Source organism: Variovorax sp. 20P10.2.4, from assembly GCF_058244205.1.
The window spans coordinates 1-7,654 of the sequence record NZ_JBZAYE010000354.1; the positions used below are offsets into that span (position 1 = coordinate 1).

Sequence of the window (7,654 nt, forward strand, 5' to 3'; positions counted from 1 at the left end):
GGAAGAAGCCGTGCCTGCCCTCTCGACCCAGGCCCGCTGAAGCACCGGAGGAACACGACGCATGAAGACATCGATGCATCCATTCACGCGCGGCCTCGGGCTGCTGGCGCTGGCCTTCGCCGCCGCGACGACCTTCGCCCTGTCGGCGCACGCCGCCACCGACCTGCCCGGCCAGGGCATCGTCGTCAAGCCGCTCAAGAGTTCGCTGGCCGAGGAAGCCTTCCAGACCCTGCTCGTGATGCGCGCGCTCGAGAAGCTCGGCTACACGGTCGAGCCGATGAAGGACCTGGAGCCCGCGACCGAGCACCTGGCGATCGCCAACGGCGACGCCACCTTCATGGCCAACCACTGGAGCCTGCTGCACGCCGACTTCTACAAGAACAGCGGCGGCGACGCGAAGCTGTGGCGCCAGGGCGTGTACGCCGACGGTGCGGTGCAGGGCTACCTGATCGACCGCAAGACCGCCGAGCAGTACCACATCACCAACATCGCGCAGCTCAAGGAGCCGGCGATCGCGAAGCTGTTCGACACCGACGGCGACGGCAAGGCCGACCTCACGGGCTGCAACCCCGGCTGGGGCTGCGAGCTCGCGATCGAGAACCACCTGGGCGCCTACGGCCTGCGCGACACCGTCACGCACCGCCAGGGCAGCTATGCCGCGCTGATGGCCGACACCATCGCGCGCTTCAAGCAGGACAAGCCGATCCTCTACTACACCTGGACGCCCTACTGGGTCAGCGCCGTGCTGCGCCCGGGCGCCGACGTGGTGTGGCTGCAGGTGCCGTTCTCGGCCTCGCAGAGCGGCGAGAACATCGACACGCGCCAGCCCAACGGCAAGAACTACGGCTTCCTCGCCAACCAGGAACGCATCGTCGCCAACCGCGAATTCGCCGAGAAGAACCCGGCCGCGGCGAAGCTGTTCGAGGTCATGAACGTGCCGATCGGCGACATCAACGCGCAGAACCTGCGCATGAGCGAAGGCGCCAACAGCCAGCAGGACGTGGAGCGGCATGCCGACGGCTGGATCCGCGCGCACCAATCGCTGTTCGACGGCTGGATCGCGCAGGCGCGGGCCGCGGCGCAGTAGCCACCGGCCGCGCGGCCGGGATCAGAAAGCGACCCGGTCCGCGCCCTTGAGCGCCAGCATGGCGCGCGCCTCGTCGGGCGTGGCGATCTCGTGGCCCAGTTCCTCCAGCAGGCGGCGTACCTTCGCCACCTGCTGCGCGTTCGACGTCGCCAGCTCGCCGCGCGCGATCTGCAGCGAATCCTCCAGGCCCACCCGCACGTGGCCGCCCAGCGTCGCGGCGGCCACGGCCAGCTGCATCTGGCTCGCGCCCGCGCCCAGCACCGACCATTGGTAGCCGGTGCCGAAAAGCTTGTCGGCGGTGCGCTTCATGAAGACCAAGTTCTCGAGGTCCGCGCCGATGCCGCCGAGGATGCCGAGCACGAACTGGATGAAGACCGGGGCCTCGAACAGGCCGCTGTCCATGCAGAACTTCAGGTTGTAAAGCTGGCCCACGTCGTAGCACTCGTGCTCGAACTTGATGCCGTGCGTTTCCAGCGCGCGCGCCGCCATGCCGATGTCGCGGAAGGTGTTGCGGAAGATGTAGCCGTCGGACTCGCGCAGGTAGGGCTCCTCCCAGTCGAACTTCCATTGCTTGTAGCGCTGCGCGAGCGGATGCATGGAGAAGTTCATGCTCCCCATGTTGAGCGAGCACATCTCCGGCGAGAAGCGCAGCGCCGGCGCGATGCGTTCGGCCACCCTGTGGTTGAGGCTGCCGCCGGTCGACAGGTTGACCACCGCGCCGGTGGCGGCGCGGATGGCGGGAAGGAAGGCCTGGAAGCGTTCCGGGTCGATGGACACCGCGCCCGTTTCCGGATGCCGCGCATGCAGGTGCAGCACCGCGGCGCCGGCCTCGGCCGCCTCGATGGCCTGGCGGGCGATGTCCTCGGGTCGGTAGGGCAGCGCGTCCGACATGGTGGGCGTGTGGATGGCGCCGGTCACGGCGCAGGTGATGATGACTTTTCTAGAAGGCTTGGTCATGGCGTGGCCGATGGGGTGGGTGTGCGAAGGGGTTCGGGCATGGCATCCAGCCCGATGGGCGCGCGCTGCCAGACCAGCTTCAGGACGGTCTCGACACCCGCCTGCGGCTGCGGCGCGGTGCGCAGCTCGACCGTGTCGCCGGCCAGCCGCACCTCGCGGCGCAGGCGGGTCCCGACCCAGTTCGGGTAGCTCGAGATGTCGACGTGGTGCACGATCCAGTCGCCCTCGCGGACGTAGCGCCCGGCATAGCCGATCGACGAGCGGTACGCCGCTGCGCTCTCGGCGTCGGTGGCGTCCTGCCGGTCCGAGCCCGAAAGGCGCGCGCGGCCGTCGTGCGTGATGAGCGCCGTCATGCGGCCATCGGCGCCGTAGTGGATGACGCCCGAGGGCCGGGCGCCGTAGACGTCGAACAGACGTTCGCCCCGGGGGTCCACGGCGTAGGCCTCGCGCAGGTACCAGGTCCCGAGCAAGGCGTAGTCCGGCGCGGCGCTCATGGCAGCACCGCCACGGCCCGCACCCAGCCGGCCGAGGCCTTGTGGATCTTCACGGGGAAGCAGATGACGTGGAAGCCGCTGGCGGGCAGGAGGTCGAGGTTGGTCAGTTTTTCCATCTGGTAGTAGCCCGTGATACGGCCGGCCTTGTGCCCCTCCCAGATCAGGGAGGCGTCTCCGGTGGCGGCGTAGCGCCGGGCGGTGTGCGAGAAAGGGGCGTCCCAGGACCAGGCGTCGGTGCCCACCACGCGCACGCCCTGCGCCGTCAGCCAGAGCGTGGCCTCGCGGCCCAGGCCGCAGCCGCTGTCGAGGTAGTCGGGTTGGCCGTAGCGCGCGGCGGCGGCCGTGTTCACCAGCACGATGTCCAGCGGCTGCAGCACGTGGCCGATGCGCTGCAGTTCCGTCGCCAGGTCATCGGCCGTGGCGACGTGGCCGTGCGGCAGGTGGCGCAGGTCCAGCTTCACGCCGGGGCGATGGCACCAGTCCAGCGGCACCTCGTCGATGGTGGCGGCGGGCCGGCCGCCGTCCATGGTCGAGGCGTAGTGCCACGGCGCGTCCATGTGGGTGCCGTTGTGGGTGGACAGGTCGATGCGCTCCACCGCCCAGGCCTCGCCATCGGGCAGGTCCTCGGGCCGCAGGCCGGCGAAGGGCCCGGCCAGGGCCGCGAAGGTCTCGCGGTGGTGCTGGTAGCGGATGCGCGGCCCGTTGCCCGGGCGGTCCACCGGCAGGTCGTTCTCGATGGCGACGGACAGGTCGATCAACTGCATGGCTGCCCCCGCCTCACTGCTGCGCCAGGCCGATGGACTTCACCAGTCCGGGCCAGCGCTGCGTTTCGGTCTTCAGGTGCGCGGCGGCCGCCTGCACCGTGCCGCCCACCGGCTCGTTGGCGAACTCGCGGAACTTCGCGGCCACCTCGGGCTGCGCGAGGATCGCGTTCGCCTCGCGATTGAGGCGCGCCACCACGTCGACGGGCGTGCCGGCCGGCGCCATCAGCATGAACCACAGGGAGAAGTCGATGCCCGGCAGGCCGGCCTCGGCGAAAGTCGGCACCTCGGGCAGCAGGCTGGTGCGGGCGCGGGTGGAGACGGCCAGCGGCCGCACCTTGCGCGACTCGATGAAGGGCCGGATGGTGCCCACGTTGTCGCACAGCGCCTGCACGCTGCCGCCCAGCAAATCGGTGATGGCGGGGGCGGCGCCCTTGTACGGCACATGGGTCACGCTGGCGCCGGCCTCGCGGGCGAACAGCCCGGCGCAGATGTGGTGCGGCGAGCCCTCGCCGGCATTGGCCAGGGTCAGTTGCCCGGGATGCTGGCGCGCGAAGGCCACCAGCTGGCGCAGGTCGCCGGCGGGAGCGCCCGGGCCCGCCACCAGCACCAGCGGCGCCGACGAGACCTGCACGATGGGCGCGAACGCGCGTGCCGGGTCGTAGGGCATGCGTGCGTACAGCCCCGGGTTCACGGCCAGCGGGCCCAGGCCCGCGAGCAGCAGCGTGTAGCCGTCGGGCCGCGCCTTGGCCACCGCGTCGGCGCCGATGTTGCCGTTGGCGCCGCCCCGGTTGTCGACCACGAAGGGCTGGCCCAGGCGCTGCGAGAGCTTGTCCGCGAGCAGGCGGGCGATGTTGTCGGTGCCTCCGCCCGCGGGATAAGGCACGACCAGGCGAACGCTGCGCTCGGGGTACTGGGACCAGGCCGGCGCCGCGGCGAGCACGGCCAGGGACAAGGCGGCGGCGGCGCCGCGCAAGAGGCTGAACAGGGTCATCGGGTCTCCGCCGGCGGTTCATTTGCCGGGTTTATTAGTTAGTCGATCGACTAATAATAACCGCGGAATCGGACCCTCGGCAAGGCCAGTTACCATCGATCCCCTTCCCCGCAGCCGCGCGATCGCGATCCCCGATGCCCGCCACTCCCAAAGCCTCCACGGCCGAAGCGCCCGCGCCCAAGGCCCCTCGAACACCTCGCAAGACCGATGGCCGCGAAGCCATCCTGCGCGCGGCCGAGCGGCTGTTCGCGGAGCACGGATTCGAAGGCTGCTCGCTGCGCGCGGTGGCCGACCTGGCCAAGGTCAACCAGGGGATGATTCATTACTTCTTCAAATCGAAGGACGCCCTCTTCCTCGAGGCCTACATGCGCGGCGGCCAGCCGCTGGTGGACGAGCGCATGCGGCTGCTCGATGCCGAAGAGGCGCTGCAGGAAGGCCGTCCCATCGGGCTCGAGCGCCTGATCGAGATCTTCCTGACGCCGGCCGTGGCGCTCGCGCTCAGCGGCGCGCGGGGGCGCAACTTCCTGCGCATGCAGGCCCATCTGCAGCTCGACGGCACGCGCTTCGGCAGCAAGCTGCGCAGCTCGCTCTACGACGACTCCTCGCGTCGCTTCGTGCGCGCCTTCGCGCGCAGCCTGCCCGGGCTCTCGCAGGAGCAGGTGGCCTGGCGCTTCATCTTCGTGCTGGGCACCTACCAGTACGTGCTGGCCGACACCGGCCGGCTCGAAGTGATCTCCGACGGCGCGAGCAACGGCCGCGAATTCGACAAGGCGCTGCGCGAGATGATCCCGTTCCTGGCGGCGGGTATGCGCGCGGCGGGGCCCGCCTGACAAGGTGTGAATAAACCTACTGCGCGCCCCGATCTCGCACCTGCGGTCCTCACCGTACAAAGTACGGCTCCGGTCCTCGGCGCGACCTCGGGGCGCTCGCTACGGTTTCTTCACACCTTGTGAGCGCCCCAGCCTGCGAAACCCGGCGCTGAGATAATCGGGGGGCGTTTCCACACCCTAAAAAAAGCCCCCCACCATGACGACCACGATCCAGCAGGCCGACCTGATCGAATCGATCAGCGCCGCGCTGCAGTACATCAGCTACTACCACCCCGCCGACTACATCGCCCACCTGGCCAAGGCCTACGAGCGCGAGCAGAGTCCCGCCGCCAAGGACGCGATGGCGCAGATCCTCACCAACAGCAAGATGAGCGCGACCGGCCAGCGCCCGATCTGCCAGGACACCGGCATCGTCAACGTGTTCCTCAAGGTGGGCATGGACGTGCGCTGGGGCGGCTTCACCGGCAGCCTCGACGACGCCATCAACGAAGGCGTGCGCCGCGGCTACAACCACCCCGACAACACGCTGCGCGCCTCGGTCGTGGCCGATCCGCAGTTCGACCGCAAGAACACCAAGGACAACACGCCCGCGGTGATCTTCACCGAGATCGTGCCCGGCGACAAAGTCGAGGTGACGGTGGCCGCCAAGGGCGGCGGCAGCGAGAACAAGAGCAAGCTGGTGATGCTGAACCCCGGCGACAGCGTGGTCGACTGGGTGCTCAAGACCGTGCCGACCATGGGCGCCGGCTGGTGCCCGCCGGGCATGCTGGGCATCGGCATCGGCGGCACCGCCGAGAAGGCCGCGCTGCTGGCCAAGGAAAGCCTGATGGACGACCTCGACATGCACGAGCTGCAGGCCAAGGCCCAACTCGCCAAGGAAGGCAAGGAAGAGCTGACCAAGGTCGAGGCCCTGCGCCTCGAGTTGTTCGAGAAGGTCAACGCCCTGGGCATCGGCGCGCAGGGCCTGGGCGGCCTCGCGACCGTGCTCGACGTCAAGATCAAGATGTACCCGACCCACGCGGCCAGCAAGCCGGTGGCGATGATCCCGAACTGCGCGGCCACGCGCCATGCGCACTTCGTGATGGACGGCAGCGGCCCGGTCTACCTCGAGGCGCCCTCGCTCGACCTGTGGCCCAAGATCGACTGGGCACCCGACGAGAAGAAGAGCAAGCGCGTCGACCTCGACAAGCTCACGCCCGCCGAAGTCGCGAGCTGGAAGCCCGGCGACACGCTGCTGCTCAACGGCAAGATGCTCACCGGCCGCGACGCCGCGCACAAGCGCATCCAGGACATGCTGGCCAAGGGCGAGAAGCTGCCGGTGGACTTCACCAACCGCGTCATCTACTACGTGGGCCCGGTCGACCCGGTGAAGGGCGAGGCCGTGGGCCCGGCCGGCCCGACCACCGCCACGCGCATGGACGGCTTCACCGAGATGATGCTGGCCCAGACCGGCCTGATCGCGATGATCGGCAAGGCCGAGCGCGGCCCGGTCGCGATCGAGGCGATCAAGAAGCACAAGAGCGCCTACCTGATGGCCGTGGGCGGCGCCGCCTACCTCGTGAGCAAGGCGATCAAGACCGCCAAGGTGGTGGGCTTCGAGGACCTGGGCATGGAAGCCATCTACGAATTCGACGTGGTCGACATGCCGGTGACGGTGGCGGTCGATGCCGGCGGCACAAGCGCGCACATCACCGGCCCGGCCGAGTGGCAGAAGCGCATCGCCAGCGGCGAGTTCAAGACCATCACGCTGGAACCCGCTTGAGCCTCGCCGCGCGTCCGCAGCCGTCCCGATCCACTTCGCCCGTCGGCGTGTTCGACAGCGGCGTGGGCGGGCTGAGTGTGCTGGGCGCGCTGCGCGCCGAGCTGCCGCGCGAGCGCTTCGTCTACTTCGCCGACACCGCGCATTCGCCCTACGGCGAGCGCGGCGACGCCTACGTGACCGAGCATTCGCGGCGCGTGGCCCAGACGCTGGTGCGCGAGCACGGCATCAAGGCGCTGGTGGTGGCCTGCAACACCGCCACCACGGCCGCGATCCACGTGCTGCGCGCCGAGAACCCCGAGCTGCCGATCGTCGGCCTCGAGCCCGCGATCAAGCCCGCGGTGGCGGGCAGCGCCACCGGCCAAGTCTCGGTGCTGGCCACGCGCGGCACGCTGGCGAGCGCCAAGTACGCGGCGCTGCGCCATACCTTTCCGCATCCCGAGCGCATCCGCTCGGTGCCCTGCGACGGGCTGGTGGCGGCGATCGAGCGGCTCGACGAGCTCGCCATCGACCAGCTCTGCGCCCACTACATGGCGCTGGCCGGCCCCTTCGGCGGCGACGCTGGCGAGACCGACACCGTGGTGCTCGGCTGCACCCACTATCCGCTGCTGCAGGACCGGCTGCGGCGGCTGGCACCCTCCGCCGTCCGTTTCCTCGATTCCGGCGTGCCGGTGGCGCTGCAGACGCGGCGGCTGCTCGGTGCGGCGGGGCTGCTGCGCGAAGATGCCGCGGCCCATGACGAAGGCTGGGTGGCGCTGCGTAGCAGCGGCGA

The 7,654-nt window shown here is 69.9% G+C and carries 8 protein-coding genes; 4 read left to right on the plus strand and 4 right to left on the minus strand.

Going from position 1 to position 7,654, the window contains the following annotated elements; genetic code table 11:
- The first annotated feature begins 61 nt into the window (after positions 1-61).
- Complete coding sequence (gene proX / locus AC27VN_RS26520; protein ID WP_490878461.1) at positions 62-1,087, plus strand: glycine betaine/L-proline ABC transporter substrate-binding protein ProX; 1,026 nt, start codon at positions 62-64, stop codon at positions 1,085-1,087.
- A 21-nt stretch (positions 1,088-1,108) separates the two neighbouring features.
- Here proX and kce read toward each other — a convergent pair whose 3' ends face one another.
- Genes kce through AC27VN_RS26540 form a run of 4 tightly spaced genes read right to left on the minus strand, consistent with a single transcriptional unit; the run spans position 1,109 to position 4,293 of the window.
- Positions 1,109-2,044, minus strand: a complete 936-nt coding sequence (kce, locus tag AC27VN_RS26525; RefSeq protein ID WP_490878462.1) for a 3,5-dioxohexanoate:acetyl-CoA acetone transferase — start codon at positions 2,042-2,044, stop codon at positions 1,109-1,111.
- A complete protein-coding gene (locus AC27VN_RS26530; RefSeq protein WP_490878463.1) occupies positions 2,041-2,538 on the minus strand; it encodes a lipocalin-like domain-containing protein in 498 nt (165 codons plus the stop codon). The genes kce and AC27VN_RS26530 overlap by 4 nt, the downstream gene beginning before the upstream one ends.
- Complete coding sequence (locus AC27VN_RS26535; RefSeq protein WP_490878464.1) at positions 2,535-3,302, minus strand: cyclase family protein; 768 nt, start codon at positions 3,300-3,302, stop codon at positions 2,535-2,537. Before AC27VN_RS26535 ends, AC27VN_RS26530 begins: the two co-directional genes overlap by 4 nt.
- Before the next feature lie 13 nt (positions 3,303-3,315).
- Positions 3,316-4,293 (minus strand): Bug family tripartite tricarboxylate transporter substrate binding protein, encoded by a 978-nt coding sequence (locus AC27VN_RS26540; protein ID WP_490878465.1) that lies wholly within the window; start codon positions 4,291-4,293, stop codon positions 3,316-3,318.
- A 134-nt stretch (positions 4,294-4,427) separates the two neighbouring features.
- Here AC27VN_RS26540 and AC27VN_RS26545 point away from each other — a divergent pair, with 134 nt between their 5' ends.
- The 3 genes from AC27VN_RS26545 to murI all read left to right on the plus strand — a co-directional run.
- Positions 4,428-5,123: a TetR/AcrR family transcriptional regulator gene (locus AC27VN_RS26545; protein ID WP_490878466.1), complete on the plus strand. Its 696-nt coding sequence runs from the start codon at positions 4,428-4,430 to the stop codon at positions 5,121-5,123.
- Positions 5,124-5,319: 196 nt separating this feature from the next.
- Positions 5,320-6,885, plus strand: a complete 1,566-nt coding sequence (locus tag AC27VN_RS26550) for a fumarate hydratase (RefSeq protein WP_203201291.1) — start codon at positions 5,320-5,322, stop codon at positions 6,883-6,885.
- Positions 6,882-7,654 (plus strand): glutamate racemase (gene murI, locus AC27VN_RS26555; RefSeq protein ID WP_490878467.1); only part of this gene is annotated, 773 nt, incomplete at its 3' end. The genes AC27VN_RS26550 and murI, both read left to right, overlap by 4 nt.

Excerpts from the sequence above, each read along its gene's own strand:
- AC27VN_RS26550 (WP_203201291.1), top strand. The coding sequence starts at position 5,320 with ATGACGACCACGATCCAGCAGGCCGACCTGATCGAATCGATCAGCGCC.
- AC27VN_RS26530 (WP_490878463.1), bottom strand. The coding sequence starts at position 2,538 with ATGAGCGCCGCGCCGGACTACGCCTTGCTCGGGACCTGGTACCTGCGC.
- proX (WP_490878461.1), top strand. The coding sequence starts at position 62 with ATGAAGACATCGATGCATCCATTCACGCGCGGCCTCGGGCTGCTGGCG.
- AC27VN_RS26545 (WP_490878466.1), top strand. The coding sequence starts at position 4,428 with ATGCCCGCCACTCCCAAAGCCTCCACGGCCGAAGCGCCCGCGCCCAAG.
- AC27VN_RS26535 (WP_490878464.1), bottom strand. The coding sequence starts at position 3,302 with ATGCAGTTGATCGACCTGTCCGTCGCCATCGAGAACGACCTGCCGGTG.
- AC27VN_RS26540 (WP_490878465.1), bottom strand. The coding sequence starts at position 4,293 with ATGACCCTGTTCAGCCTCTTGCGCGGCGCCGCCGCCGCCTTGTCCCTG.
- kce (WP_490878462.1), bottom strand. The coding sequence starts at position 2,044 with ATGACCAAGCCTTCTAGAAAAGTCATCATCACCTGCGCCGTGACCGGC.